This is a genomic window from Novosphingobium hassiacum (assembly GCF_014196055.1).
Classification (GTDB): domain Bacteria; phylum Pseudomonadota; class Alphaproteobacteria; order Sphingomonadales; family Sphingomonadaceae; genus Novosphingobium; species Novosphingobium hassiacum.
In genome coordinates, this window is record NZ_JACICY010000007.1 from 245,624 (window position 1) to 270,492 (window position 24,869).

At 64.5% G+C, this 24,869-nt stretch carries 25 protein-coding genes and 1 rRNA gene; 18 read left to right on the forward strand and 8 right to left on the reverse strand.

The genetic code is table 11. The annotated features are described in order from the left end of the window. Positions 1-52 precede the first annotated feature (52 nt). The 6 genes from gspE to gspN are packed head-to-tail and all read left to right on the forward strand — an operon-like array spanning position 53 to position 5,562. Entirely contained in the window at positions 53-1,540 is a 1,488-nt protein-coding gene (gene gspE / locus GGQ88_RS15175; protein ID WP_246386073.1) for a type II secretion system ATPase GspE, read from the forward strand. Beyond that, positions 1,540-2,769: a type II secretion system inner membrane protein GspF gene (gene gspF / locus GGQ88_RS15180; protein ID WP_183614282.1), complete on the forward strand. Its 1,230-nt coding sequence runs from the start codon at positions 1,540-1,542 to the stop codon at positions 2,767-2,769. The genes gspE and gspF overlap by 1 nt, the downstream gene beginning before the upstream one ends. A gap of 1 nt (position 2,770) precedes the next feature. After that, positions 2,771-3,229, forward strand: a complete 459-nt coding sequence (gene gspG / locus GGQ88_RS15185; RefSeq protein WP_183614283.1) for a type II secretion system major pseudopilin GspG — start codon at positions 2,771-2,773, stop codon at positions 3,227-3,229. Between the two features lie 31 nt (positions 3,230-3,260). Further along, positions 3,261-4,358 (forward strand): type II secretion system protein GspL, encoded by a 1,098-nt coding sequence (gene gspL, locus GGQ88_RS15190; RefSeq protein ID WP_183614284.1) that lies wholly within the window; start codon positions 3,261-3,263, stop codon positions 4,356-4,358. Continuing rightward, positions 4,355-4,834 carry a type II secretion system protein GspM gene (gene gspM, locus GGQ88_RS15195; protein WP_221214693.1) on the forward strand — a complete coding sequence of 160 codons (480 nt, stop codon included), beginning with the start codon at positions 4,355-4,357 and terminating at the stop codon, positions 4,832-4,834. Before gspL ends, gspM begins: the two co-directional genes overlap by 4 nt. Then, entirely contained in the window at positions 4,831-5,562 is a 732-nt protein-coding gene (gspN, locus tag GGQ88_RS15200; protein ID WP_183614286.1) for a type II secretion system protein N, read from the forward strand. The genes gspM and gspN overlap by 4 nt, the downstream gene beginning before the upstream one ends. Before the next feature lie 3 nt (positions 5,563-5,565). Here the strand turns inward: gspN and GGQ88_RS15205 are convergent, their stop codons facing one another. Beyond that, complete coding sequence (locus tag GGQ88_RS15205) at positions 5,566-6,021, reverse strand: Dps family protein (RefSeq protein WP_183614287.1); 456 nt, start codon at positions 6,019-6,021, stop codon at positions 5,566-5,568. Positions 6,022-6,346: 325 nt separating this feature from the next. On the opposite strand from GGQ88_RS15205, the gene GGQ88_RS15210 reads away from it, so the two are divergent. The 5 genes from GGQ88_RS15210 (at position 6,347) to GGQ88_RS15230 (ending at position 12,371) form a co-directional block, all read left to right on the forward strand. Further along, complete coding sequence (locus GGQ88_RS15210) at positions 6,347-7,750, forward strand: glycosyl transferase family protein (RefSeq protein WP_183614288.1); 1,404 nt, start codon at positions 6,347-6,349, stop codon at positions 7,748-7,750. Continuing rightward, positions 7,750-8,823, forward strand: coding sequence for a hypothetical protein (locus GGQ88_RS15215; protein ID WP_183614289.1), 1,074 nt, complete (start codon positions 7,750-7,752; stop codon positions 8,821-8,823). The genes GGQ88_RS15210 and GGQ88_RS15215 overlap by 1 nt, the downstream gene beginning before the upstream one ends. 75 nt (positions 8,824-8,898) lie before the next feature. Further along, positions 8,899-9,813: a sulfite exporter TauE/SafE family protein gene (locus GGQ88_RS15220; RefSeq protein WP_183614290.1), complete on the forward strand. Its 915-nt coding sequence runs from the start codon at positions 8,899-8,901 to the stop codon at positions 9,811-9,813. Further along, complete coding sequence (locus GGQ88_RS15225) at positions 9,810-10,562, forward strand: TIGR02186 family protein (protein WP_183614291.1); 753 nt, start codon at positions 9,810-9,812, stop codon at positions 10,560-10,562. The genes GGQ88_RS15220 and GGQ88_RS15225 overlap by 4 nt, the downstream gene beginning before the upstream one ends. Positions 10,563-10,742: 180 nt before the next feature. Continuing rightward, complete coding sequence (locus tag GGQ88_RS15230) at positions 10,743-12,371, forward strand: ATP-binding protein (protein WP_425490453.1); 1,629 nt, start codon at positions 10,743-10,745, stop codon at positions 12,369-12,371. A 26-nt stretch (positions 12,372-12,397) separates the two neighbouring features. On the opposite strand, the gene GGQ88_RS15235 is transcribed toward GGQ88_RS15230, so the two are convergent. Genes GGQ88_RS15235 through GGQ88_RS15245 form a run of 3 tightly spaced genes read right to left on the reverse strand, consistent with a single transcriptional unit; the run spans position 12,398 to position 14,875 of the window. Beyond that, positions 12,398-13,843, reverse strand: coding sequence for an MATE family efflux transporter (locus tag GGQ88_RS15235; RefSeq protein ID WP_183614292.1), 1,446 nt, complete (start codon positions 13,841-13,843; stop codon positions 12,398-12,400). A gap of 4 nt (positions 13,844-13,847) precedes the next feature. After that, positions 13,848-14,360, reverse strand: a complete 513-nt coding sequence (locus GGQ88_RS15240; RefSeq protein ID WP_183614293.1) for a YceD family protein — start codon at positions 14,358-14,360, stop codon at positions 13,848-13,850. Then, positions 14,357-14,875: a ubiquinol-cytochrome C chaperone family protein gene (locus GGQ88_RS15245; RefSeq protein WP_183614294.1), complete on the reverse strand. Its 519-nt coding sequence runs from the start codon at positions 14,873-14,875 to the stop codon at positions 14,357-14,359. Before GGQ88_RS15245 ends, GGQ88_RS15240 begins: the two co-directional genes overlap by 4 nt. A gap of 211 nt (positions 14,876-15,086) precedes the next feature. Here GGQ88_RS15245 and GGQ88_RS15250 point away from each other — a divergent pair, with 211 nt between their 5' ends. The 6 genes from GGQ88_RS15250 (at position 15,087) to GGQ88_RS15275 (ending at position 18,771) form a co-directional block, all read left to right on the forward strand. Beyond that, the gene (locus GGQ88_RS15250) at positions 15,087-15,581 is read left to right on the forward strand and encodes an outer membrane protein assembly factor BamE (protein WP_183614295.1); all 495 of its coding nucleotides are present in this window, start codon (positions 15,087-15,089) and stop codon (positions 15,579-15,581) included. Positions 15,582-15,638: 57 nt separating this feature from the next. Next, positions 15,639-16,214, forward strand: a complete 576-nt coding sequence (gene hslV, locus GGQ88_RS15255; protein WP_183614296.1) for an ATP-dependent protease subunit HslV — start codon at positions 15,639-15,641, stop codon at positions 16,212-16,214. Between the two features lie 106 nt (positions 16,215-16,320). Continuing rightward, positions 16,321-17,622, forward strand: coding sequence for an ATP-dependent protease ATPase subunit HslU (gene hslU / locus GGQ88_RS15260; protein WP_183614297.1), 1,302 nt, complete (start codon positions 16,321-16,323; stop codon positions 17,620-17,622). 50 nt (positions 17,623-17,672) lie between these two features. Continuing rightward, the gene (locus GGQ88_RS15265; protein ID WP_183614298.1) at positions 17,673-18,077 is read left to right on the forward strand and encodes a GFA family protein; all 405 of its coding nucleotides are present in this window, start codon (positions 17,673-17,675) and stop codon (positions 18,075-18,077) included. 5 nt (positions 18,078-18,082) lie between these two features. Then, the gene (locus tag GGQ88_RS15270) at positions 18,083-18,559 is read left to right on the forward strand and encodes a GNAT family N-acetyltransferase (protein WP_183614299.1); all 477 of its coding nucleotides are present in this window, start codon (positions 18,083-18,085) and stop codon (positions 18,557-18,559) included. Between the two features lie 8 nt (positions 18,560-18,567). Further along, complete coding sequence (locus GGQ88_RS15275; RefSeq protein ID WP_183614300.1) at positions 18,568-18,771, forward strand: DUF1737 domain-containing protein; 204 nt, start codon at positions 18,568-18,570, stop codon at positions 18,769-18,771. A gap of 3 nt (positions 18,772-18,774) precedes the next feature. Here GGQ88_RS15275 and GGQ88_RS15280 read toward each other — a convergent pair whose 3' ends face one another. Genes GGQ88_RS15280 through GGQ88_RS15295 form a run of 4 tightly spaced genes read right to left on the reverse strand, consistent with a single transcriptional unit; the run spans position 18,775 to position 24,211 of the window. Continuing rightward, positions 18,775-20,604, reverse strand: coding sequence for an ABCB family ABC transporter ATP-binding protein/permease (locus GGQ88_RS15280; protein WP_183614301.1), 1,830 nt, complete (start codon positions 20,602-20,604; stop codon positions 18,775-18,777). Positions 20,605-20,652: 48 nt separating this feature from the next. Then, the gene (locus tag GGQ88_RS15285) at positions 20,653-21,600 is read right to left on the reverse strand and encodes a retropepsin-like aspartic protease (RefSeq protein ID WP_246386056.1); all 948 of its coding nucleotides are present in this window, start codon (positions 21,598-21,600) and stop codon (positions 20,653-20,655) included. Between the two features lie 53 nt (positions 21,601-21,653). After that, positions 21,654-23,168: an oligosaccharide flippase family protein gene (locus GGQ88_RS15290; protein WP_183614302.1), complete on the reverse strand. Its 1,515-nt coding sequence runs from the start codon at positions 23,166-23,168 to the stop codon at positions 21,654-21,656. Further along, positions 23,165-24,211: a glycosyltransferase family A protein gene (locus GGQ88_RS15295; RefSeq protein WP_183614303.1), complete on the reverse strand. Its 1,047-nt coding sequence runs from the start codon at positions 24,209-24,211 to the stop codon at positions 23,165-23,167. Before GGQ88_RS15295 ends, GGQ88_RS15290 begins: the two co-directional genes overlap by 4 nt. A 586-nt stretch (positions 24,212-24,797) precedes the next feature. Here GGQ88_RS15295 and GGQ88_RS15300 point away from each other — a divergent pair. Then, positions 24,798-24,869: ribosomal RNA gene (locus GGQ88_RS15300) — 16S ribosomal RNA — on the forward strand; the annotation flags it as partial.

Sequence of the window (24,869 nt, forward strand, 5' to 3'; positions counted from 1 at the left end):
GGAGACCGCGCAGGACATCGCCGCAATCGACGAGACGCCGCTGGTCGGCGCGATGAGCGTGGTCATGCCCGACGACGTGGCCGCAGTGCCCTATTACTTCGCGCGCGATCATGGGTTGCTGGTTGAGGGCGCGAGCGATGGTGCGGTGTCGCTGGCGATGCGCGAGGGGGCCGATCCGTTGGGCCTGCTGGAAGTGCGGCGGGTGCTGGGGCGGCCGCTGGCGACGCGCAAGGTGAGCGCGGGTGAGTTCGAGAAGCTGCTGGCGCAAGTCTATGCGCAGGATGGTGCGGCGCAAGTCGTGGGCGACATGGGCATTGCCGGGGATGGGCTCGACCCGCTGGCACTGGGCCTGCCGACCGCCGAGGACCTGCTCGACAGCGCCGACGATGCACCTGCGATCCGCTTGATCAACGGGCTGATTGCCGAAAGCCTGCGGCAGGGCGTTTCGGACATTCATATCGAACCCTACGAAACCGCGCTGGTCGTGCGGATGCGTGTCGATGGCGTGCTGACCGAGAAGCTGCGGATGCCGCCGCATGTCGCGCCGGTGCTGGTGAGCCGAATCAAGGTCATGGCGCGGCTGGATATTGCCGAGCGACGGATGCCGCAGGACGGGCGCATTTCGCTGAGCCTTGGCGGCAAGCTGGTCGACGTGCGCGTCTCGACCCTGCCCAACCGCGCGGGCGAACGCGTGGTCATGCGTCTGCTCGACAAGGAGAATGCAGGCATCGAACTGGTCCAGCTGGGTCTGGATGCGCAGGCCGAGGATGCCTTGCGTCGCGCGCTGGCCGAGCCGAACGGCATCGTGCTGGTTACCGGGCCGACCGGTTCGGGCAAGACGACGACGCTTTATGCCGCGCTGCGCGGGCTGAACGATGGCGCACGCAACATCCTGACTGTCGAAGATCCGGTAGAATACGCGGTCGACGGAGTCGGACAGACGCAGGTCAATGCCAAGGTCGGGCTGACGTTTGCGGCGGGTCTGCGCGCGATCCTGCGGCAGGACCCGGACGTGGTGATGGTCGGCGAAATCCGCGACCGCGAGACGGCGGAAATCGCGGTGCAGGCATCGTTGACCGGGCATCTGGTGCTCTCGACAGTCCACACCAACGACGCGGCGGGCGCGATTACGCGGATGCGCGATATGGGAGTCGAGCCGTTCCTGCTGGCTTCGACCCTGCGCGCGGTGATCGCGCAGCGGCTGGTGCGGCGGCTGTGTTCGCATTGCCGCGAGGAACGTGTGCTGGACGCGGGTATGGCCGAGGTGCTCGGTATGAAGGCAGGGCGCGTGGTGCATACGGCCAAGGGTTGCCCCGAATGCGGGCAGACAGGGTACGCCGGGCGTATCGGCGTGTTCGAGGCGATCCGGATCGACGATACGATCCGCCAGATGATCCACGACAATGCCGATGAGAACGCCATCGCCCGCCACGCCTTTGCAGATTCGCCGACGCTGGCCAAGGCGGTGCGGCGGATGGTCAAGGACGGCCGGACCAGTCCTGAGGAAGCGGCGCGGATCATGCGGCGGGACGGGGCCTGATGGCGCGGTTCGCCTATCACGCGATCGACGCCAAGGGCAGCGAACGGCGCGGCGCAATCGAGGCGGCGGGCGAAGGTGCGGCGCGTGAGAAGCTGGTCGCGCGCGGCTGGTTCGTGGCGAGCCTTGCGCCCGATGCGGCGGCATCGGCGCGGCGCGCGGCGACTTCGACCAGCGGCGTGGCGTGGTTCGCGACGAAGCTCTCGGCCAAGCAGCTAGCGCTGTTCACGCGGCAGCTTTCGTCGCTGATGTCGGTCAGTCCGCTCGAGGAAGCGGTGCGGACGATTTCGCGCCAGACCGAGAAGGTCAAGGCGCAAGCGATCCTGACCAATGTCCATGCCGGGATAATCGAAGGGCTTCCGCTGGCCGAGGCGATGCGGCGCGAGGAGCCGAGTTTTCCGCCAATCTACCGCGCGATGATCGCAGCGGGCGAGAATTCGGGCAGCCTGCCCGCGATTGCCGACCGGTTGGCCGACATGCTCGAACGGCAGGCACAAGTGCGGGGCAAGATCATCGCGGCACTGGCCTATCCGATCGTGCTGTCGTTCGTCGCGATCGGGGTAGTGACCGGACTGATGATCTCGGTCGTGCCGCGCGTGGTCGAACAGTTCGACAATGCCAGCCGCCAGTTGCCGGCGCTGACGCGGGTGGTGATCGGGATTTCGCAGTTCCTCAGCACCTGGTGGTGGGCGCTGCTGGTGGTGCTGGCGCTGGGCGTGCTCGGCTTCGTACGCGCGTTGCGCAATCCGGCGTTCAAGCTACGCTTCGACGCTTCGCTGCTGCGCATTCCGTTCATCGGCAAGCTGATCCGCGACGTGCACGCTGCCGCGCTCGCCCGCACGCTGGCGACGATGATCGAGGCGAGGCTGCCGCTGGTCGATGGGCTTCGGCTGGCGACGCGTACGGTGTCGAACGCGGTTCAGGCGCAGTCGCTGGCGGGAATCAGCGAGAAAGTGCGCGCGGGTGGATCGCTCTCGACCGCATTGCGCGAAGCGGGGACGTTTCCGCCGCTGCTGGTCTATCTGGCGGCGAGCGGCGAGGCGGCGGGCCAACTGGGCGTCATGCTCGAACGCGCCGCCGACTATCTCGAGCGCGAATTCGAAGCCTTTACGGCAGCGGCGATGGCACTGCTTGAACCTGCGATCATCGTCGTCATGGGCACGATGGTCGCACTGATCATTTTGGCGATCCTGTTGCCGATCCTGCAACTCCAAAACCTGACGGGTTTGTGATATGACTGACGTTGAAGTCGTTGAAATCGAAGATGAACGCCGCCGTGACGGGTTCAGCCTGGTCGAGCTGATGGTGGTGATCTTCATCATCGGGCTGCTGGCCACGGTCGTGCTGATTAACGTGCTGCCGAGCCAGGACAAGGCGATGGTGGTCAAGGCGCGGTCCGACATCGCCACGCTGGAGCAGGGCATGGAGATGTACCGGCTCGATATGGCGAGCTACCCGGGACAGGGCGAGGGATTGACCGCGCTCAAGACGCCGCCCGCGAACGCGGCCACGCCGCAGAATTACCGGTCTGGCGGGTATGTGAAGGATGTGCCGACCGACCCATGGGGGCATCCGTATCAGTATCAGGTGCCGGGGCGCGACGGCAGGCCGTTCGAGATCTTCTCGCTCGGGGCTGACGGACAGCCGGGCGGGACCGAACTGAACGCCGATATCTACTCGGGCAAGAACTGACACGTTGACGATGGCTGTCGAAGCTCCTTCTTTGCCTGGATTGATCGTCCTGTTGCCCGCAGGCGTGGATGAGCCATGGCGCTGGTGGCGGGTGAGCGAAGGCGCGGTGAGCGCGGAGCAGGTGTTCGATCCTGCGAGTGAGAGCACACCTTGGGGCGATGTGGGCGAGGTGACCGTGCTCGTTCCGGCGAGCGTTGCGCCGGTGCGTGATCGTGTCCTGCCCGCGATGCCTCTGGCGCAGGCGCTCGCCGCAGAACGGCTGGGGCTGGCGCAAGGCGGGCTTGCGGACGAACGCCATGTGGCGGTGGGCGCGGGTGAGGGGCACTTGCTGTCGTGCAGCGTGGCGCTGTCGCAGATGGATCGGTGGTTGGCTTCGCTGGCGGGGCAAGGGCTTGACCCGGTTGCGATCGTTCCGGCGGCGCTGGTGCTGCCGCGCGTGGCCGATGCGCTGGTGCTGGGCGATCTGGGCGGGCAGTTGCTGGCGCGGACGGGCGATGCGGCGTTTGCGGCCGAGCCTGCGCTGGTCGATGCGCTGGGCGATGAGCTTGAACAGGTCGGGTTGGATGAACATGCACTGGCCGCGCGTTTGGCGGAACTGCATGGCACGCCGCCGCTGAACTTGCGGCAGGGGCAGTATGCGCCGCGCCGGGTATCGGTGTTTGCGGTGGCGAACTGGCAGATCCTTGCGCGGATGGCGGCTTGTGCGGCCTTGCTCGCGCTGGCGCTGATCCTGGTGTGGATCGTGAAGTGGAATCTCGACAGTTCGGCGCAGGAGGCTCGCGCTTTGGAACTGGCGCAAGCGCGGTTTCCAGCGGCGAACGACCTCGACGGTGCGGAGCGGTTGTTGAGTGCCGAGTTGGCGCGGCGTGGGCAGGGCGGGGCGAGCTTTGCGGCGCCTGCTGCGGCGGTGCTCGATGCGGTGCGTCCGGTGGCGGGGGTGCGGTTGCGCGATCTTGGATACGGAGCAGACGGGACATTGCGCTTTACGGCGGCTGCGCCTCGAGCCGAGGATGTGAATGCGGTGCTGATCGCGCTGCAGAACCAAGGCTGGAAGGTGACCGTTCCGCCCTCGCTCGCGCCCGATCCGACCGGTGCGACAGTCGCCGCGATTACCGTGAGGGCACCATGATGGGGCGGTTGAGCGCCTGGTATATCGGCCTGACCGCGCGCGAGCGGGTGCTGGTCAGCGTCGCGGGTGCGCTCATCGCGCTGGTGGTACTGGTCTATGGCATCGTGCTGCCAGTGGGGAATGCGCTGGACGAAGCGGCGGTCCGGCATCGCGAAGTGACTGAACGCGCAGGGCGGATCGTTGGGCAGATCGAGCAGCTGAAGGCCGCACCTGCGCCGCGTGCTGCAGTGCTGGCTGGGCCGGTTGAGCAGATCGCGGGAGCGAGCGCGCAGGAAGCGGGGTTCGTCGTGCAATCGAACCAGCGGCGCGGGAGCGACATGGCGGTGATCGTGATCCCGACCGCTCGGCCTTCGGCGGCGTTGGTCTGGCTTGATGGTCTTGCGGGTCAGGGCCTCGCGGTCGAGCAGCTGGCGATGACGCCTGCGCCTGACGGGACCGTCTCTGTCAATGTCACGCTGCGGCGGATCGGATCATGATCGGGCGGTGGATATTCGTGCGCGAACGCGCGCTGACACGGCGGGACTGGCTGGCATTGGTTGGACTGTTTGCGCTGGGGTTGATTGTGATGCTGCCGTTGCGGCTGGCGTTCGCGTGGGGAATGCCGGACAACGTAACCGCGCGGAGTGTCGAGGGGCCGGTGTGGGGCGGACGTGTGGCCGACCTGCGGGTTGGTCCGCTGCCGCTGGGGACCTTGGACGCCGGACTCTCGCCGTGGGCGTTGCCGATCGGCCGGGCGGAATTCGCCCTGTCGCGCGACGGCGATGCGCCGTTTTTTGCGCGCGCGTCTGGCAGTGCGAGCCACGTTCGGTTGTCCGGCGTCAACGGGACGCTGGCACTGCCTGATGGGCTGGGCGGATTGCCGGTGACATCGCTTGGGTTTGGCGATCTGTCGCTGCGGATCGAGGATGGGCGGTGCGTGGCAGCGCAGGGCACGATGACCATGACGCTCGCCTCACCCGGCCCGCTATTGCCCGACGCGCTGGTGCTGTCGGGGCAGGCGCGCTGCGCGAACGGGGCGCTGGTCGTGCCGATGCAAGGGAGCGGCGGAATGGAGAAGCTGACCTTGCGCATCGCCGGAGATGGCGCGTGGCAGGCGGATCTCGTGCTTTCGGGACTCCCGCCCGAGGTGAGTGGTCCGATGGTGTTGGGCGGGTTTACCGCTCGTCCCGGTGGTATCGGCATCAGGACGAGCGGCAGGTTCTGAGATTCAGCCGAGTGTCTGGGTGAGGAACCAGACGCGCTGCTGGGCCTGATCGGTCCAATCGTCGGCGAGACCTTCGGTGGCGTTGTCGCCCGCTTCGGTGGCGGCATCCTTGACCGCGCGGATGGCCGTGACAAGCGCGGCATTGTCGTCGCGCAGCACCTTGACCATTTCCATCGCATCGATCTTCGTGCGGTCATCGTCCTTGAGCGCGGTCTTGCCGGCGATCGCGGCGATCGAGGTGAGCGTATCGCCGCCGTTCTTGCGCACGCGTTCGGCGATGATGTCGGTCAGCGCGAAAAGTTCGGTCGCCTGTTCGTCGAACATTAGGTGCAGTTCGCGGAAGTTGGGGCCGGCGACGTGCCAGTGGTAGTTCTTGGTCTTGAGATAAAGCGTGAAGTAATCCGCCAGCAAGCCGTTCAGGCTGTCGTTCAGGGCTTTGGTCGTGTTGTCGCCGGGCATGATCGTGATCCCATGTAAATCGATTGGTAGCCTCTATACGCGAAACCTAGTGATTGGTTTCACGCAGTTTCAGTGTATCTATAATCGATTTTAGCGATCAGTGATGAGCTACTGCCGTGGCGCTGCAATCGAATGCCGGTCCTCGCGCTCGTTTTATGTGAAATGCGTCACATTTCGGTTCCGTTTGGGGACGGTCCGGCTGGATGGTTTGGCTGGTCCCGCCATTTTCGAACCAGTCTATGGTTCGCGGTCGGTCCGGAACGGGCATAGTTTTCCGGGCATGTGCCTCAGGTGATCTGGTGCATGGATATTCCGGGGGCAGGTTTTGGCGACGACGCCATCCTATTCGGCACTGCAGTGGCTCGCGATCATCGAGCACGAACTGCTGTTGTTCGCCGCGATCTGGTTCGCGCTGGGCGCGATCGACGAACTGTTGATCGACGGGTTGTGGTTATGGCTGCGCGGGACGGGGCGCGCCCGGACGGAGCGCTTGACCACGGATTGTCGCGGCGAGCTTGCGGGAGTGGCAGCGGTGCTGGTGCCAGCGTGGCGCGAGTCCGCGGTGATCGGGGCGACGGTCGCGCATTGTCTGGAGAACTGGCCGCAGGCGCACTTGCGGGTCTACGTGGGGGTCTATCGCAATGACGAAGCGACACTGCGCGCGCTGACCGACATGACCAGCGATTCGCGGCTTCGGGTGGTCGTGCACGATCGCTGTGGGCCGACGACCAAGGCCGACTGCCTGAACCGGCTCTATCGCGCAATGTGCCACGACGAAAGCCGCACGGGCGAGCGCATGCGCAGCCTGATCCTGCACGATGCCGAGGACATGGTGCATCCCGACGCGCTATGGCTGATGGACCGCGCGCTTGACGATGTGGATATGGTGCAACTGCCGGTCCGGCCCGAGCCGCTGGCTGACTCGCCGTGGATCGCGGGGCATTACTGTGATGAGTTCACCGAGGCTCATGCCAAGGACATGGTCGTGCGCAACTGGACCGGCGCGGGCATGCCGACCGCAGGGGTCGGGTGTGCGTTTTCGCGCGACGCAATCGATCGGATATTGGCTCGGCGAGGCGGGACCGAGCCGTTCGCTGCGGAATGCCTGACCGAGGATTATGAGGCGGGTCTGTTGGTGAGCGAGACCGGGGGGCGCTCTCGCTTCCTCAGGGTTCGCGACCGGCACGGCAAGCTTGTCGCCACGCGCGAGTTTTTCCCGGGAACGCTAGCGACGGCGGTGCGCCAGAAGACGCGCTGGTTGCACGGCATCGCGTTTCAGGGCTGGGAACGGATGGGCTGGGGCGGAGGAGGGCGTGACTTGTGGATGCGTCTGCGCGACCGGCGCGGGCCGCTGGTCGCGCTGGTGCTGTTTGCAGCATATCTGCTGATCCTGATCTGGCCGGTTGTGCGGATCGCCGAACACTACGGCGCAGTCACCCCACTGGCGCCGGATTCGTTGGTGCAAACGCTGCTCGGTATCAACCTGGCGAGCTTCTGCTGGCGGCTGGCATTGCGGTTCATGTTCACCGCGCGCGAATACGGCAGGATCGAAGGTTTGCGTGCGATCTTGCGCTTTCCGGTGGGCAACATCATTTCGATCATGGCGGGAAGGCGCGCGCTGATTGCGTATCTGCGCGTGCTTCTCGGTGGCAGGGTGCGGTGGGAACACACTCTGCATTTTGCCCATCCTGCCCGTCCGGCGCAGGCCACGGGGCTGGCGAGGGTGTAATGGCGGGCCCCGCGTCTGCCCGGCGCGGACAACCGTTGATTGCGCTAAGCGCCGTTCTGCTGGGCTGGGCCGGGGTGCGCATGCTGATCTGGACACCGCTGTTCGAATCTGCGGGCGTGGCGAATGCGGCACGGGTTTCCGTGACCGGATCGCCCGCACATGAACCGGCTGGAAGACTTGATGTGGGCACCGCAGACATTGCGGTCGGCGGAGCGGCGGCGTTGAGCGCGATCGTGCGCGGGAAGCACGGCGCGTTCGGAAACGGGCGAGGCGGTTTTTCGCCTGCCAAGCAACGCGAGGCGTTGTTCGATCTGGCAAAGTTCACGTCGTTCGGATTGCCGTCTGGCAAGGCGAGAAGCCGTCAGCGGGGCACGTCGCTGATGGGGGCGCTGCCGGTTACGAACGCCGGGCGGTGGAGCGCCGATGGCTGGTTGCTGCTGCGGGGCCGCGGGGGCGATGCGGCGCAGGCACCGGGCGCGGCGTCCTATGGCGCCAGCCAGGCAGGCGCGGTGCTGCGCTATCGGCTGGGCGATGGCGGCGGCGCCAGTCCTTATGCCTACATGCGCGCGTCCTATGCGGTCGATGCGCCGGGTCGGGACCGGGAGGCAGCGCTGGGACTGGGAATCCGCCCGGTCGTGAGCGTTCCGCTGCGCGCGCTGGTCGAGGTGCGGGCGCAGGATTCCGTTGCGGGTCCGGTGCGGGTGCGACCCGTCGTTTCCGTGGTCACGGAATTGCCGTGGCAGGACCTGCCGCTGGGGCTGCGGGGTGAAGTCTATGCACAGGCAGGCTATGCTGGCGGGCGCGAGGGCACTGCATTTTTCGATGCGCAGGCGCTGGTCGATCGCCCGGTGGCGGGTGTGGTCCCCAATGCGACCGAGTTACGTGTCGGTGCCGGCGTGTGGGCCGGGGGCCAGCGCGACGCTGCGCGTATCGACATCGGGCCGCGGGTTACGCTCGGCATGGATCTGGGGGGGCAGGCGCGCGGACGCGTGGCGCTCGACTGGCGGTTTCGAGTGGGCGGGAATGCGCGGCCGGGTTCCGGCCCTGCCCTGACCGTGGCCTCGTCGTTCTGACCACACAGCTTTTTGCTTGCGATCGGCCTAGCGGGGTTGCTGGGCGGGGAAGCCGCGCCTAGCGTCGGCAGGGCAATGGACGTCTATCTTCCCATCGCTAACCTTTCAGTGAACGGGCTGGTGATCGTCGGTCTCGGCGCGCTCACGGGCCTGCTCTCGGGCATGTTCGGCGTCGGCGGCGGGTTCCTCACTACGCCGCTGCTGATCTTCTATGGCATTCCGCCGACGGTTGCCGCCGCCTCGGCCGCAAGCCAGGTGACGGGCGCCAGCGTTTCGGGCGCGTTTGCCCATGCCCGACGCAACGGCATCGACTACCATATCGGTGCCGTACTGGTGGCGGGCGGGGTGATCGGGACCGGGTTGGGATCGCTGCTGTTCAGGCTGCTGCAGGCGTGGGGCCAGATCGATACGGTGATCAACATCCTCTATGTCCTGCTGCTGGGCGGGATCGGCGGGTTGATGGCGCACGAGAGCCTGACCGCCTTGCGCGCCGAACGTACGGGCATACCGTTGCCAGCGCGCAAGCGGCGGCATCATCCGCTGGTGGCAAGCCTCCCGCTGCGTTGGCGGTTCTATCGTTCGGGCCTGTACATTTCGCCGCTGGCACCGCTGCTGCTGGGTATGATCACCGGCGTGCTGACGATGCTTATGGGCATCGGCGGCGGGTTCATCCTCGTGCCTGCCATGCTTTACATTCTGGGCATGGGCGTCAACGTGGTGGTCGGAACATCGCTGTTCCAGATCCTGTTCGTTACGATGACGACGACGATGATGCACGCGCTGACCACGCGCGCGGTGGACATCGTGCTGGCGGTGCTGCTGCTGATCGGATCGGTGACCGGCGCGCAAGTCGGCGCGCAGTTTGCGCAGAAAGCCAAGCCCGAGCACTTGCGCCTGATCCTGGCGGCGGTCGTGTTGCTGGTGGCGATGCGTATGGCGCTGGGGCTGGGGTATCGACCGGACGAAATATACACGGTGATCGGGCTATGATGCGGGTGTGGGCGCTGCTGGCGTGCATGTTGCTGCTGGGCGCGCGCGACCCGATTCTGGTGCCCGAGATTTCGCAGCATGAGGTGCAAGTCCGCCAAGGCTTTACCGGCGCGGACCTGTTGCTGTTCGGCGCGATCCTCAGTCCCGAAGGCAGTCGCGCTGCACAGGACTACGACATCGTGGTGGTGCTGGAGGGGCCGGTCCAGTCGATCGTATTGCGCGAGAAGCAGAAGATTGCCGGGATGTGGATCAATGCGGATTCGACCGAGTTCCGTTCCGCGCCGAGCTATTTCGCGGTATCATCGTCGCGGCCGATTGCCGATATCGTCGATGACAAGACTGCGGCGATCTACGAACTGGGGCTCAAATGGCTGCAGCTTTCGCCGATCGGGGTGATCGAGCCGGCCGAACAGCAGCGCTTTTCGGCAGGGCTGGTCGATCTGATGCGTCGCGAGGGCCTGTACCGCGAGGATCAGGGCGGCGTGAAGATGAGCGGGCAGGTACTGTACCATGCGCGGATCGGACTTCCGTCGAGCGTCCAGACCGGCACCTATACCGCCGAGACGTTTGCCATCCGCAACGGCAAGGTCGTCGCATCGGCAATAACCCGGGTGGACGTGACCAAGGAGGGGTTCGAGCGGTTCGTGGCGGTCGCGGCAGAAGACAACGGCTTGCTCTACGGCTTGTTCGCGGTGTTGGTCTCGGTCGGGATGGGCTGGATCGCGGGGCGTCTGTTCGCGCTTGTATGACCCTGGATTAAAACAACAACACACAGATTTAGCGCAAATTAACCTAGACCCGTTAATCCCGGAAAGTCGCCAAACAGGCCGAGGGATTTGCGCGTGATGTCCGACATGGGGATGCAAGGGTTTGACAAGGGAACGCCAGCCGCCGCACCCGCTGAGCTATCTGCGCGCGCGCCCTTTGCGATGCCCGAGGCCACGATAGGTTCGGACAATGCACGCAAGCCGATCGGGTTGGTGCGCGAGGTTGCAGGCTCGGGCTCGGCCATCCGGCTCGACCTGGCGCGGCTCGATGAATGCACGAGCGATCTCGATCCGTCGGTGGCGCTGTCGGGCAAGGTGGGCAGCCAGATCAAGGTCCGCGTCGGCAATTCATGGCTGCTCGCGAGCGTGCGCAACCAGCGGCTGGATACGTCGGTCGAGGGCGGGATCATCGCCGACATCGATTTTCTGGGCGAGGGCGAGGAAGAGCGCCTGACCGGTAAGATCTATGGCTTTCGCCGCGGCGTGACGCGCTATCCGGTTCCTGGCGCGCTGGTCTATCCCACGACGAGCAACGACTTGCGCCAGATCTATGCGAGCGACGGGCGCACCAACATATCGATCGGCACGGTATTTCCCACGCGCGACATTCGTGCGGGTCTCTATGTCGATGCCCTGCTGGGCAAGCACTTTGCGCTGTTGGGATCGACCGGCACCGGCAAATCGACCGCGGCGGCGCTGATCCTGCACCGGATCTGCGAGATGGCACCGTCAGGGCACATCGTGATGATCGATCCGCATGGTGAATACGCGAGCGCGTTCAAGCACACCGGGCAGTTGCTCGACGTATCGAACCTGCAGATGCCGTACTGGCTGATGAACTTCGAGGAGCACTGTGAGGTGTTCATCACCTCGGCGGGCACCGATCGCCAGGTCGATCTGGACATTCTGGCCAAGTGCCTGCTGGCCGCGCGGCAGAAGAACCGGCTGGCCGAGCAGATCGGCAAGATTACCGTCGATTCGCCGATTCCCTACCTGCTGTCGGACCTGCTCAACATCCTTTCGAACGAGATGGGGCGGCTCGACAAGGGCACCAACTCGATCCCATACATGCGGCTCAAGACCAAGATCGAGGAAGTGCGCGGTGATCCGCGCTTCCAGTTCATGTTCTCAGGCATGCTGGTCGGCGATACGATGGCCGAGTTCATTTCCAAGATTTTCCGCATGCCGGCCAACGGCAAGCCGATCTCGATCATCGACGTTTCGGGCGTGCCTTCGGAAATTACGTCGACCGTGGTGGCGGTGCTGAGTCGGCTGGTGTTCGACTACGCGATCTGGTCGCGCGACGAGGAAACGCGGCCAGTGCTGCTGGTCTGCGAAGAAGCGCACCGTTACGTGCCGAGCGAGAAGAACTCGGGCGGATCGTCGGTCGGGCGCATCTTGTCGCGCATCGCCAAGGAAGGGCGCAAGTACGGTGTTTCGCTCGGTCTGATCACGCAGCGCCCGTCCGATCTTGCCGAGGGCGTGCTGTCGCAGTGCGGCACGATCATCGCGATGCGCCTCAACAACGAGCGCGACCAGGCCTTCGTCAAGGCGGCGATGCCCGAAGGCGCGCGCGGTTTCGTCGATACGATCCCGGCGCTGCGCAACCGCGAGTGCATCATCTCGGGCGAGGGCGTGTCGATCCCGATGCGTGTGTCGTTCGACGAACTGGAAGCGATGAAGCGCCCGGCCTCGAACGACCCTTCGTTCTACGAGCTGTGGAGCAAAGCGGGTGGCGAGGAGCAGGCGGTGGAGCGCACCGTGCAGCGTTGGCGCGCGCAGAGCCGCTAGAGCCAGATGTCATCTGACTCTAGAGCTTAAAGCGACGGCACCATGCGTCCGGCGGTGTCGCCATCGGCATGGGTTTCTTCCTCGCACTCGTCGTCAGGAACCGCGCGGGCCTGTTGCCGCCAGCCGGGCCTGCGGTAGGCGTAATAGGCCATGGCAACCGCGCAGGCCGAACTGACCGGGAACGCCAGCCACAGCGCGTCGGCACCGAGCACTGGATAGAACACGTAATAGAAGCCGAGGCGGATCGGATAGAGCACTGCCGTCAGGATGATCAGTGGTGCCCACACCACGCCGCCCGCGCGCATCGTTCCGAACAGCACGATCGTGACGCCGAACAGGATATAGCTCCAGCTGGCGAGGAACTGGATATGGCGTGCCTCGTCTACGGCGGGGCTTGTCGCTCCAAGGAACAGTTCGAGCGCGGGGCGGTCGAACAGCAGGATGATCGCACAGAGCGCGCCGGTTACGCTAAGGTTGAGCAGTACGCCCCAGCGGGTGATCTTGCCCAGACGCTGTGACAGGCCTGCGCCGATCGCCTGCGCGGCCATCGCGCTGACCGCAGCGGAGATCGCCATCGCGGGCATCTGCAGGTAGGTCCACAGCTGCAGCGCCGCACCGTAGGCTGCACTGACGATCAGACCTTCACGGTTGACGAGGCCGATGGCGACGATGCCACCAGCGGAGATGACCAGCATCTGCGCCCCCATAGGCAGGCCTTTGCGGACGATGTAATCAAGCTCGTCGCGACGCGGCCAGAGCCATTTGAGTTCGGCACCCTTGAGGCGCAGCGGCAGGTCCTTGATATAGACGTAAGCGACGAGGCCGACCATTGCGATGAAAGCGGCGATTGCGGTTGCGAGTGCGGCCCCAGCAATGCCGAGCGGAGGGATCGGGCCGTAGCCGCCGATCAGCAGGGGGTTGAGCCCGACGTCGAGCACCGAGGACAGGATCATGAACTTGAGCGGAGTCGAGGCATCGCCCCCGCCGCGCAAACCCATGCCGAGGATGACCGTGACCATCGAGGCGGGCATGGCGATGAAGATCACGCGCAGGTAGGTCAGCGCATAGATGTAGGTCTCTCCGGGAGCGCCCATCGCCGTCAGCAGTTGCGGGGCGAACAGCCAGCCGAGCGTTCCGACCAGCAGTGAGAGCAGCACGCAGAACCCGATCGCCGTGCCGAACGTGCGGCGCGCGGCCTCGATGTTGCCCGCGCCGAACGACTGGCCGATCTTGACCGTGGCCGCCATGCCGAAGCCGAAGGCTGCCGAGAACACCAGGAACATGATGACGTTGGCGTTGGCCGTTGCCGCCAGTGCGCCTTCGCCGAGCATCCGGCCGACCCAGACCGAGTTGATCGAGCCGTTGAGCGACTGGAGAATGTTCGAGGCAAGCGTCGGCGCGCCGAACAGGACCAGCGTCTTGAGGATCGGGCCACTGATCAGGTCGCGGCCGCGGCCGGGAGGTGGTGCCAAACGATCAGTCCTTCGTCTTCAGAGCGGAGAGAGCCGCGAACGGACCGGTAGCCACGTCGCCGCCAAGCTGATGTTCGGCGCGGGCGCGGTCCGCGTCGGGGCCTTCGGCGAACGGATCGATGGCCAGGGCCAGGGTCTGAGCGACGGCTTCACCCAGATCGAACGCGGTGCCCTCGTACTCGATCTCGTCGCAGGCATCGGCGGTGATCTCGATTTCTTCGTCCGGCTGGAAGGCCGTAGGGTGGACGAAACGAAGGTCGATAGGCTCGTCAATCGCGACGGGGAAATCCTCTCCCGAGATGGCGCAAGCCTGGACGATCCGTGCGGTCAGGCGGCCTCTTGCTTCGACGGTCGAGCCGTCGACGGCAAGCTGCAGTTCGGCTTTCATCGTATCAATTGCGCTGATCGAGAAGCGACCGGCAAGACGGCGGCGCTCAACCTCGTCGGGTTCGAGCACGATCGGCTGGTCGTTGATCTGCCGCAGGTCGATCATCCGCGAAAATTCAGAAGCGCTCATTTGCCGATCTCCGCGTCGAGAACGCGGAAAGCGGGCACGAGGTCCAGCCCGGCAGCAAAAGCGCGCGCGCGGCGTGTGATCAGCAATGGATCGGTGCCGTCCTGCAGGTTGACGTTGCGTCCGATCGCGGCGGCCATGGCGCTTTCGTCGCGCGTGGCGAGCGCGTCGCGATAGGCACCGAGCCTGCCGCCGAGCACGCTCATCAGCTCGCCGACTCGCTTGCCGACGACGACATCGCCGACGCCGCTTTCGCGCAACTGACCGTCCATATCCTCGACGAACAGTTCGGTCAGACGCACCGACGGCTCGATCAGTTCGGCGTCGCGCTCCATCCGGATAAGCACGATCGACAGGATCAGCGTGATCATGTCGAAGCGGCCCGCGACGGTGTCGGCCACGCCGCAATCGCGATACCATTCCTTTTCGCGCGCGATCTCTACCGTGCGGTGCCATAGCGGACGGGCGACCGCGCGATCATCGGCCTTGCGTCCGAACAGTTTGCGCAAGAAGGACATCTGGTATTTCCTAACGTGAACCCCGTTCAGGGGCGATTAAATCAGTGCCGTCCAGCACGCGAACAGGCTGGCCCGATATGTCTCCCGCAAGGCGACCGGGCTGGCGGCATTGCGGTAATCCATATTGGACCCTAAGGGTCCGCCGATATAGGCTGTGCTTTCCCGATGCAAACGGGCATGAGTGCGCCTTGGAATGAAGCGGAGTTTGTGAATGCGGAACAGTGGTCTGATGGTACAGGGTGCGGCGATACTTGCCCTGGGCCTGTTGGCGACCGGATGTGCCAGCATCAAGGATCACCGCGGCTATATCATCGACGAGGCGCTGGTCGCCTCCGTTCAGCCGGGCGTGGACAACAAGCTGTCGGTCGAGCGCACGCTGGGCCGCCCGACGTTCATCAGCGAGTTCGGCAAGCAGAGCTGGTACTACGTGGCGATGAACACCGAACAGAAGCCGTTCACGCGGCCCAAGACGGCAAGCCAGTCGCTGCTCGTCGTGGATTTCGATCCGCGCGGCAACGTCGTCTCGCTGAACCGCGAAGGCATGGACAAGGTCGTGCGCCTCTCACCCAATGGTGACAAGACGCCGACGCTGGGCCGCGATCGCAGCTTCTTCGAAGACCTGTTCGGCAACATCGGCCAGGTCGGCGCAGTGCCCGGTGGCGGGCAGGGCGGCGCGACCGGCGGCAGCGGTCCGAACGGCAGCTGATCGGACTCGATGCCCGGTCGCTTGAACGCAAGACCCGGGCATCCCATATCCTCGTTCATGGACGAGAGCAGGGCGAGCCACGGCCTTATACAGTGGCACGGCACCACCATCATCGGGGTGAAGAAGAACGGCCGCACCGTCATCGCAGGTGACGGTCAGGTCTCCATGGGCAACACGGTGATGAAGCCGAACGCGCGCAAGGTGCGGCGCATCGGCGCGCTGGACGAAAGCGGCAAGGGCAAGGTCATTGCCGGGTTCGCAGGCGCGACGGCGGACGCCTTCACCCTGTTCGAGCGCCTGGAACGCAAGCTGGAACAGCATCGCGGGCAATTGATGCGCGCTGCTGTCGAACTCGCCAAGGACTGGCGCACCGACAAGTACCTGCGCAATCTTGAAGCCTTGATGATCGTTGCCGACGCCGAGACGATGCTGATCCTGACCGGCAACGGCGACGTGCTGGAGCCTGAAGGCGGGATCGCGGCGATCGGATCGGGCGGCAACTATGCGCTGGCCGCAGCCAAGGCGCTCGACGATTACGAGGACGATGCCGAGAAGATTGCCCGCCGCGCGATGCAGGTGGCGGCCGAAGTCTGCGTGTTTACCAACGACCGCGTGACGGTCGAGGAAGTCTAGTTCCCCTCCCGCTTGTGGGAGGGGTTAGGGGAGAGCGCGTTGCTGCCGTCCCGAACATGCCCTTCCCCGACCCCTCCCGCAGGCGGGAGGGGAGAAGAGAGACACCATGAAAGATTCGCTTACCCCCAAGGCTATTGTCCGCGCACTGGACGAGCATATCGTAGGGCAGACCGACGCCAAGAAGGCTGTCGCTGTGGCTCTGCGCAACCGTTGGCGGCGCCAGCGGCTGTCGGCCGACTTGCGGGACGAGGTCAGCCCCAAGAACATCCTGATGATCGGGCCGACGGGCTGCGGCAAGACCGAGATCAGCCGACGGTTGGCCAAGCTGGCCGACGCACCGTTCGTCAAGGTCGAGGCGACCAAGTTCACCGAGGTTGGCTATGTCGGTCGCGATGTCGAACAGATCGCGCGCGATCTCGTCGAGGAGGCGATCCGGCTGGAGAAGGACCGCCGCCGCGATGCGGTGCGTGAGGCCGCGAGCAAGGCAGCGATGGACCGGCTGTTGAAGGCGCTGGTCGGCGACGGTGCGAGCGAGGCGACGCGCGAGAGCTTCAAGGCGCGGCTCGCAGATGGTTCGATGAACGAGGTCGAAGTCGAGATCGAGGTGGAAGACGCGCCGGCTGCTCCGATGGAGATACCGGGGATGCCGGGCGGGATCGGCATGATCAACCTGTCGGACATGATGGGCAAGGCATTCGGCAAACAGAACCTCAAGCGGCGCAAGCTGCGCGTGGCCGAGGCCTGGGACAAGCTGGTCGACGAGGAAGCCGAAAAGCGCATGGACCAGGACGATGTCGCGCGCGAGGCGATCCGCAATGCCGAGACCAATGGCATCGTGTTCCTCGATGAGATCGACAAGATCGCGGTGTCAGACGTGCGCGGAGGATCGGTCTCGCGCGAAGGCGTGCAGCGCGATCTGTTGCCGCTGATCGAGGGTACGACGGTTGCGACCAAGTACGGGCCGATGAAGACCGACCACGTGTTGTTCATTGCCAGCGGCGCGTTCCATGTGGCCAAGCCGAGCGACATGCTGCCCGAATTGCAGGGGCGTCTGCCGATCCGCGTCGAATTGAAGGCGCTGACCGAAGACGACTTCGTGCGCATCCTTTCGGAAACGCGCGCGAACCTTGTAGAGCAATACGTTGCGCTGCTGGCGACCGAGGAGGTGACGCTCGACGTGACTCCCGAGGCGGTGCGCGCGATTGCGCGGACAGCGGCGCAGGTCAACGAAAGCGTCGAGAACATCGGCGCGCGCAGGCTTCAGACAGTGATGGAAAAGCTGCTGGAGGAAGTCAGCTTCGATGCCGAAGACCGCACGGGACAGACGGTGACTGTGGACGAGGCTTACGTGGCGGACAAGCTGGCAGTGCTGGCGGGCAACGCGGACCTTTCGAAGTATATCTTGTGAGGCGTGCGCCGTTCCCTTAACGTTCCATCGTTGAGTCGATGGAGGCGATCATGGAACGTGCAGGCGGATGTCATTGTGGCGCGGTGCGGTACAAGGTCGATGGGCCGCCGATGCACGTGGCGATCTGCCACTGCACCGACTGCCGCAAGAGTTCAGGCGCGCCGATGGTCGCTTGGGCGATGTTTAAAGCCCATCAGTTTGCGCTGACGCAAGGTGAGGTGACGACGCACAATTCGTCGGGCGCATCGATGCGCAGCTTCTGCCCGAAGTGCGGGACGGGCGTGTTCTTCGTGAACGAGGAAAATTTGCCGGGCATCGTCGATGTGCAGTCGGCTACGTTCGACGATCCTGATCAATTGCCGGCGCAAGTTCATATCCAGACCGCCGAACGTCTTGGCTGGATGGCGGGGCAGCATGAACTTCCCGAGTTTGCCCGGTTCCCGGGACCCGAGTAGGCAGCATGAGCGTCCGACTGACAGCCGCGACGGCTGAGCATTTTGCGCAGCTGATTGCGGGTGAGGCACTCACGGACGGAACTGCGCTTGCCGCCACGCCGGTTGCGGAGGCCGAGGTGCTGGCGATGCTGGCGGAGGTTGCGGATGTGGTCGGGCGTCGGTTTTCTCCGGCGGCATGGCTGATGATATCGCGCGACGATGTGGTCGGCCTGCTGTCGATCACGGAGGTGGTCGAGGTTGGCGTCGTGCAGATCGGCTATGGCGTGGCGCCGGGTTCGCGCGGGCATGGTCATGCGGCCGATGCTGTTGCGGCGCTGCTCGAATGGGCGCGCGGTGACGGGCGGCTGCACGCCATCGTCGCCGAGACTCGCACCGATAACATCGCCTCGCAGCGCGTGCTGGAACGCAACGGCTTTGCCCGGATCGGCGAACGGCTTGACGAAGAGGACGGCGACCTCTTTTGTTGGCGCGCTGAACTTTAGGGACATCCATGCACCAGACGCCCGACGATCGCCCGATCTACCGCCTGCTGACCGGCAAGGACGACCGCGCCTTTTGCGAGCGCGTATCCGAAGCGCTGGAGCAGGGCTGGCGGCTCTATGGCTCGCCGTCGATGACGTTCGACGGCGGGATGGACTGTATCAAGGTTGCGCAGGCCGTGGTGTGGCATGAGGCCTCCGACCTCAAAGCCTGAGCGCTACTCCGCCGCCTCGCTGACCTCATCGCTTTCCTGCGCCTGGCGTGCCCACATCTCGGCATAGAGGCCGTCGCGGCGTAGCAGGTCGTTGTGGCTGCCCTGTTCAACCAGCTTGCCCTGATCCAGCACGAGGATATTGTCCGAGTCGGCGATGGTCGAGAGGCGGTGCGCGATCGAGATTGTCGTGCGGTGCGTGGCGACGGCGCGCATGGTCGAGAGGATGTCCTGCTCGGTGCGGGTGTCGAGCGCGCTGGTGGCTTCGTCGAACAGTACGATCGGCGGGTTTTTCACCAGAGTGCGTGCGATGGCGACGCGCTGCTTTTCGCCGCCCGATAGCTTGAGACCGCGTTCGCCGACTTCGGTGTCGTAACCCTTGGGCAGGCGGGCAATGAAATCGGCGATGGCCGCTCCGCGCGCGGCGGAATCGACTTCGGCGGGGCCAGCGCCATCGCGGCCATAGGCGATGTTGTAGCCGATGGTGTCGTTGAACAGCACCGAATCCTGCGGGACGATGCCGAGCGCTGCACGCAAGCTGGCTTGCGTGATCTTCGAAATGTCCTGTCCGTCGATCAGGATGCGGCCTTCCCACGGATCATAGAAGCGGAACAGCAGACGCGCGATGGTCGATTTGCCAGCGCCCGATGGGCCGACGATGGCAACTCGGCTGCCCGCGGGCACTTCGAACGAGAGGCCGTGGAGGATTTCGCGATCGCGGTCATAACCGAACACGACATTGTCGAACGTGACGCTTGGGCGCTGAATCAGCAGCGCGGGCGCGTTCGGCACGTCCGCGACTTCGACAGGGGTATCGATCAGGCGGAACATCTCGGCCATGTCGATCAGGCCTTGGCGGATCGTGCGATAGACCATGCCGAGCATGTCCAGCGGTCGGAAAAGCTGGGTGAGGTAGGTGTTGACGAATACGAGGTCGCCCACGGTCAGCCGCCCTTGCGACCAGCCATAGACCGTCCACGCCATCGCGCCTGCCATCAGCAGGTTGACGATGATTGCTTGGGCGATGTTGAGCAGGCCGAGGCTGTTCTCGCTTTTGACCGCAGCATCGGCATAGGCGCGTGCGGCCGAGGCGTAGCGCGCCTCCTCGCGTGATTCCGCTCCGAAGTACTTCACGGTCTCGTAGTTCAGCAGCGAATCGACGGCGCGCGACAGGGCTTGCCCGTCGAGCCGGTTCATCTTTTCGCGCAGGGCCGAGCGCCATTCGGTAATCGTCCGCGTAACCCAGACATAGGCGATCACGGCGAACACCGTCGCGCCGACCAGCCCCAGCCCGAAGTTCAGCCAGAAGATGATGATCACCGCAGTCAGTTCGATGATGGTCGGCGCGATGTTGAACAGCAGGAAATAGAGCATCGTGTCGATGCTCTTGGTCCCGCGTTCGATCACCTTGGTCACCTCGCCGGTGCGGCGGGCGAGGTGGAAGCGCAGGCTCAGGCGGTGGAGGCGGGCGAAGACGTTTTCGGCCAGATGTCGGGTGGCGTCCTGCCCAACGCGCTCGAACACGATGTTGCGGAAGTTGTCGAATGCCACGCCCGCGAACCGGCCCAGTGCATAGGCGAGCACGAACGCCATCGCCACGGTCAGCGCGGCCTGCGATCGGCCCGTGTCGAGCGTCATCGCATCGACGGCTTTCTTGTAGGCGAATGGAAGCGCGAGTGTCGTCGCCTTGCCCAGCAGCACCATAACGCAGGCGCCCATCACCCGTCGGCGCAGCATCGCATTGTCCGCAGGCCACAAGTACGGCAGGAAACGCTTGAGCGTCAGCCACCCGTCGTGGCGGGCATCGGTCGGGTTGATCGCGTTATCTGGTGGCATGGCCTGCACATAAGGTGCCTGACGCTCGACGCCAGTCCTTAGCTGCGATCAGAACACGACTTTGTCCGAAATCAGCCCGGCAACGCCTGTCGGGAGATCGAACAGCACACGCCGCGAGGCGAAGTCGATCGCGACTCGCTTGAACATGCGCAGCTGGGTCATGCCCATCAGCATGGCAGGACGCTTGACCAAGTCGAGACGGCGAAATGCGGGCGCATCGGCAAAGGAGAGAAAGGTGTTGTGCAGTCGCAGGCCGTTCACGTCGATGACGCTGGCCATTTGCATTTCGGCCCCGATCGATTGCCCGGTAACCGAAAAGAGCACCGTGGACTTGCTCGTGCCACGCCGGCGAAGCGCGTTGCGTAGTGCCAGGTTGCCGATCGAGCTGTCCGACCCCGTGTCGATCACGATGTCGGTGGAAACGCCGTCGACAATCGCGTTGGTCATGATCAACTGGCCTGACCGGCGCTTGGCCCTGACCACAATCTCGAAGCCGCGTGTTCCGCCAAGCGACATGGCATCGCCGATCGCGATATGATTCGCCGCAAAATCGATCAGCACGCGTTGATCCTGCAGGCTATCGAGCCCGACGATCCCGTCCGCACCGATGTGCGCGCCCTCGAGCAGGGGGGCGGTCAGCGTATAATAGGAGCGCTTGCCCAGACTGATCTCGTCAACATCCACCAGGTCGACCGGGATCGAACCGGCAACGCCGACGACAGTGCTGTTGCCCGATATGGCTAGCCCGAGCGTCGTGGCGACCTGCCTGGACAGGACAGTCCGTTCCGACCCGGTGTCGATCAGGAATTCGAACGGCCCTTGTGTGCCGATATGGACCGGGACTGTCATCCGGTTGTGGTTGTCGCGCTGGATCAGCACGAGTTCGGGATTGAGCAGGGCAGGGTCGCTCGCGCTGACGATCTGCGCATGAGCAGGGCTCGTAGCAGTCAACGCCAATCCGATGATCATTCCCGCTTTTGCGATTGGTGGCAACATGGCCGTTTCTCCCGACCGTATTGTACGCCTCATTCCGTGCCTGCGCCAGAGGTTCAGCGCGCCAGTGCCTTGGGCGCGCGGCGCAGGCTTGCGAGCATGGCTGAACCAAGATCGTTGATCTCGTTATACAGAGGGTGCCTCGTCAGCCGCAGCGCCGCAAACCATAGCGCGATGCCTGCAGCGACCATACCCGCGACCTGGCCAAACCCGGCGTTGGCAGGGCCATCCCACAGCGAATAGCTGGCGAGCAGCGGTGCAATCGCGGCAAGGCTGGCGATGGCACTGCGCGTGGCGACCGAGCCCAAATCACGCCAGCGCAGGCCGAGGATGTCGCGCATCAGCGGCGCGTATATCGCGACCCAGACTATTCCGTGGACGACCCGCGAGATCGCTACCCAGACCAGCCCGAACGGCGCGGTAATCGCGATGAGAACGACTGACAGGACTGTGTCGGCAATCATCCGGCGCATCAGCGGCTTCAGTTTCCCCAGCAGCATCGGCAGGTCTGCGTAAAGGGGCAGCGCGACGTAGCACAGCTGCGAAAGCGCGATCCACGTTAGCAGCGGCGCGGCGGCTACCCAACGCTCGCCATAGAGCAGCCGGATCAGGGGCTCTGACAACACAGCGATTCCGGCCATGGCGGGCCAAGTCACTCCGGTATAAGCGGCCATCACGCGCAAGTAGGGCGGGCCGAGCGGCTCGCCGTTGTCACGCACCCGGCGGAACGCGGGATAAAAGACGCCGGTCACCGCACCAGAGATCAGCAGGCGCAATTGCAGCGCGAGGCCCGAGGCGCGCGCGAACAGGCCGACGGCCGCGTTGTCGATCAGGCGACCGATAACCAGTTCAGGCGCGCGCGCGGATAGCGAGGTACACACGACCTGGATCGTGTTCGCCCCGCCGAGCGCAAGGATTGGCGAGGCATCGGCGATGCGCGGTGGCCATGGCAACATGCCTCCGGCACGCCACTGGCTGACCACGAGCCGCGCTGCCTGCTGAGCGAATGCGCCCCATGCCAGCGCCAGAGCACCGTGGCCCATGACCGCAAGCGTGATCGCGGTCGCGGCGTTGGCCAGCGCCGAGCCGACCTCGATCATCGTGTTCGACCGATAATCCATGCGCCGCTGGCAGGTGGCCTGCGGAACGATCGCCAACGGCACCAGCAGATAGGACGAGGCCACGATCAGGGTCACCGGGAGCATCCCCGGATCGCCATAGAACAACGATACCGGCCAAGCCGCGAGCAGTGCCAGCAGCGCAATGCCCCAGGCGAACAGCACCGAGATCGTGAAGGCACTGCGTAGCCTGTCAGGCGTGAGGTCGCGCTCGCCGTTGATGTAGCGGGTCACGCCGAAGTCCTGGAGGAAAGCGATCAGCGTGACAGCGGCAAAGGCGATCGAGAACTGCCCAAGCTGCTCGGGCGTTATATACCAGCGCGCAAGGATGATGCTGGCAACGAACTGCAGCGCGAACGAGACGTATTGCGAGACCAGCGCCCAGACCGCGGCGGTGCGCACCGACATGGTCGGCGCTGCTTCGTCGACCGCCTGCACGGTAGGCGTGGTCATCCTTCCATCTCGAGATGGCTTGAGTAGGTGGCGGCAGATGCTGTGCCGCCCCGACTGTGCGCTCGCCTGCGCCAACGCAGCATCGGCCGGGCAAGCGGGGGAAAAATCTGCCACAGTGCGAACGCCGCTCGCCAGACCGGTCCTCCGACGATGCCCCCGGCACGAACGATGTTGCGCAATTCGGCCAAGCCCGTGCGGGTGTCGCCGTCGATGATGCGGTCCATCGCGTGTTCGAATGACAGCGACGCACGATTGTCGGCCAGCAGTCGGTCGATCAGTTGGCTCTCGACGCTGCCTTCGGGAAGCAATGCACGCGCCTTCTCGTAGACCTTGATGTTGCCGAGGAGCATACGCCCGGCGTTGCTCGAAGCCGAACCAGGCCGCACTCGATAATCGCCCAGCACGGTATCGACATAATAGGCAACGCCGCCGCGCAACATCAGCCTGACCCAGAGGTCGAAGTCTTCGGACTGGGCCATGGTGGTGTCAAAGCCGCCGACCGCCTTGAAGTCGGCCCGCCTGAACGTCGTTCCGATATAGACGTTGAAGGAGCGGTCGAGCACGTCGGCCAGCGAACCGCGAACACCATCGCCGGTCCCCTGCTTGGCCTCGACGCAAGTCCGTTCGCGGCTGACTGCGCCGAAGATGCGGGCGTTGCAGGTAGCGAGCCTGACATTCGGATCCGACTCCAGCACAGCAACCATCGTCTCGAGGTAGGCTGGGCGGAACAGGTCGTCGCCGTCGAGCAGGGCGATCAACGGTGCGCTGGTCGCAGCGATCGCACGGTTGCGCGCAGTCGAGACGCCGCCGTTAGGCGTCGCAAGAAACGAAATACGGTGGTCGGTGAGGTAAGGAGCGACTGCTGCGGCAACGTCGTCAGGCGCACCGTCGTCGATTACGATGCATTCCCAGTCGGGCATGGTCTGGCATTGCAGGGACGCGAGTGCCTCGCCGACCAGATGTGCGACACCATAGGCGGGCACGATCACCGCGACGCGGGGTCGGCACGGACTATGTATATAGGGCGACGCTGGAGCACTCATCCGCCCGCTCTACCCGCGTGTGCGTAAACATAGGCTTACATGCCCTGTGGCGTGACCGAGAAACGCCAAGCGAATCGCGGAATGGCCGATTTGGGGCGCTCCAGGGCACTGATTCGCCAAACCTGCGCACTCTATGTCATTCGAAAAGCCCCACAATCCGGGCGTTTCGGCACGCATTGAAAGAAAATTGCAATGCGCTGTTGACCGGACCCGAACCTCTCCATATATGCCCTCTCACCGGAGCGGAGCAGACGGTTTCAACCGCCTCCAACGCCTCGGTCGCCAAAATAGACGGACATCCAGTCCCCCGGTAAAAAACGGGGAGTACTGGTTGTCCGCCTAATCCTGTCACTCCGGTGGCGGTTTTAGCGGCTCTTTGACATTGTTGTTATAGATGAAGGGACATGTGGGCGACGGCGTCTGCATCCGGGGCTTTGGGGCTCGGGTATGTAGATAAATCAGTCGTCTTGCATGTCTTTATGTAACCATACGTATAGATGTGCAGGGTTGATACCCTGAATTAATTTTACGTCAGATTGCGGTTATGGGCTTAGGCTTATGACCGTGCTGTTGTGAGATTGGACCAAAACTTGAGAGTTTGATCCTGGCTCAGAACGAACGCTGGCGGCATGCCTAACACATGCAAGTCGAACGAAGC

Coding starts and splice junctions, on each gene's coding strand:
- GGQ88_RS15275 (WP_183614300.1), top strand. CDS start 18,568: ATGCACCAGACGCCCGACGATCGCCCGATCTACCGCCTGCTGACCGGC.
- gspM (WP_221214693.1), top strand. CDS start 4,355: ATGATGGGGCGGTTGAGCGCCTGGTATATCGGCCTGACCGCGCGCGAG.
- GGQ88_RS15280 (WP_183614301.1), bottom strand. CDS start 20,604: ATGCCACCAGATAACGCGATCAACCCGACCGATGCCCGCCACGACGGG.
- GGQ88_RS15290 (WP_183614302.1), bottom strand. CDS start 23,168: ATGACCACGCCTACCGTGCAGGCGGTCGACGAAGCAGCGCCGACCATG.
- gspN (WP_183614286.1), top strand. CDS start 4,831: ATGATCGGGCGGTGGATATTCGTGCGCGAACGCGCGCTGACACGGCGG.
- GGQ88_RS15270 (WP_183614299.1), top strand. CDS start 18,083: ATGAGCGTCCGACTGACAGCCGCGACGGCTGAGCATTTTGCGCAGCTG.
- GGQ88_RS15205 (WP_183614287.1), bottom strand. CDS start 6,021: ATGCCCGGCGACAACACGACCAAAGCCCTGAACGACAGCCTGAACGGC.
- hslU (WP_183614297.1), top strand. CDS start 16,321: ATGAAAGATTCGCTTACCCCCAAGGCTATTGTCCGCGCACTGGACGAG.
- GGQ88_RS15240 (WP_183614293.1), bottom strand. CDS start 14,360: ATGAGCGCTTCTGAATTTTCGCGGATGATCGACCTGCGGCAGATCAAC.
- GGQ88_RS15225 (WP_183614291.1), top strand. CDS start 9,810: ATGATGCGGGTGTGGGCGCTGCTGGCGTGCATGTTGCTGCTGGGCGCG.
- GGQ88_RS15245 (WP_183614294.1), bottom strand. CDS start 14,875: ATGTCCTTCTTGCGCAAACTGTTCGGACGCAAGGCCGATGATCGCGCG.
- GGQ88_RS15295 (WP_183614303.1), bottom strand. CDS start 24,211: ATGAGTGCTCCAGCGTCGCCCTATATACATAGTCCGTGCCGACCCCGC.
- GGQ88_RS15265 (WP_183614298.1), top strand. CDS start 17,673: ATGGAACGTGCAGGCGGATGTCATTGTGGCGCGGTGCGGTACAAGGTC.
- gspG (WP_183614283.1), top strand. CDS start 2,771: ATGACTGACGTTGAAGTCGTTGAAATCGAAGATGAACGCCGCCGTGAC.
- hslV (WP_183614296.1), top strand. CDS start 15,639: ATGGACGAGAGCAGGGCGAGCCACGGCCTTATACAGTGGCACGGCACC.
- GGQ88_RS15220 (WP_183614290.1), top strand. CDS start 8,899: ATGGACGTCTATCTTCCCATCGCTAACCTTTCAGTGAACGGGCTGGTG.
- gspF (WP_183614282.1), top strand. CDS start 1,540: ATGGCGCGGTTCGCCTATCACGCGATCGACGCCAAGGGCAGCGAACGG.
- GGQ88_RS15215 (WP_183614289.1), top strand. CDS start 7,750: ATGGCGGGCCCCGCGTCTGCCCGGCGCGGACAACCGTTGATTGCGCTA.
- GGQ88_RS15230 (WP_425490453.1), top strand. CDS start 10,743: ATGCCCGAGGCCACGATAGGTTCGGACAATGCACGCAAGCCGATCGGG.
- gspE (WP_246386073.1), top strand. CDS start 53: ATGAGCGTGGTCATGCCCGACGACGTGGCCGCAGTGCCCTATTACTTC.
- GGQ88_RS15250 (WP_183614295.1), top strand. CDS start 15,087: ATGCGGAACAGTGGTCTGATGGTACAGGGTGCGGCGATACTTGCCCTG.
- GGQ88_RS15285 (WP_246386056.1), bottom strand. CDS start 21,600: ATGTTGCCACCAATCGCAAAAGCGGGAATGATCATCGGATTGGCGTTG.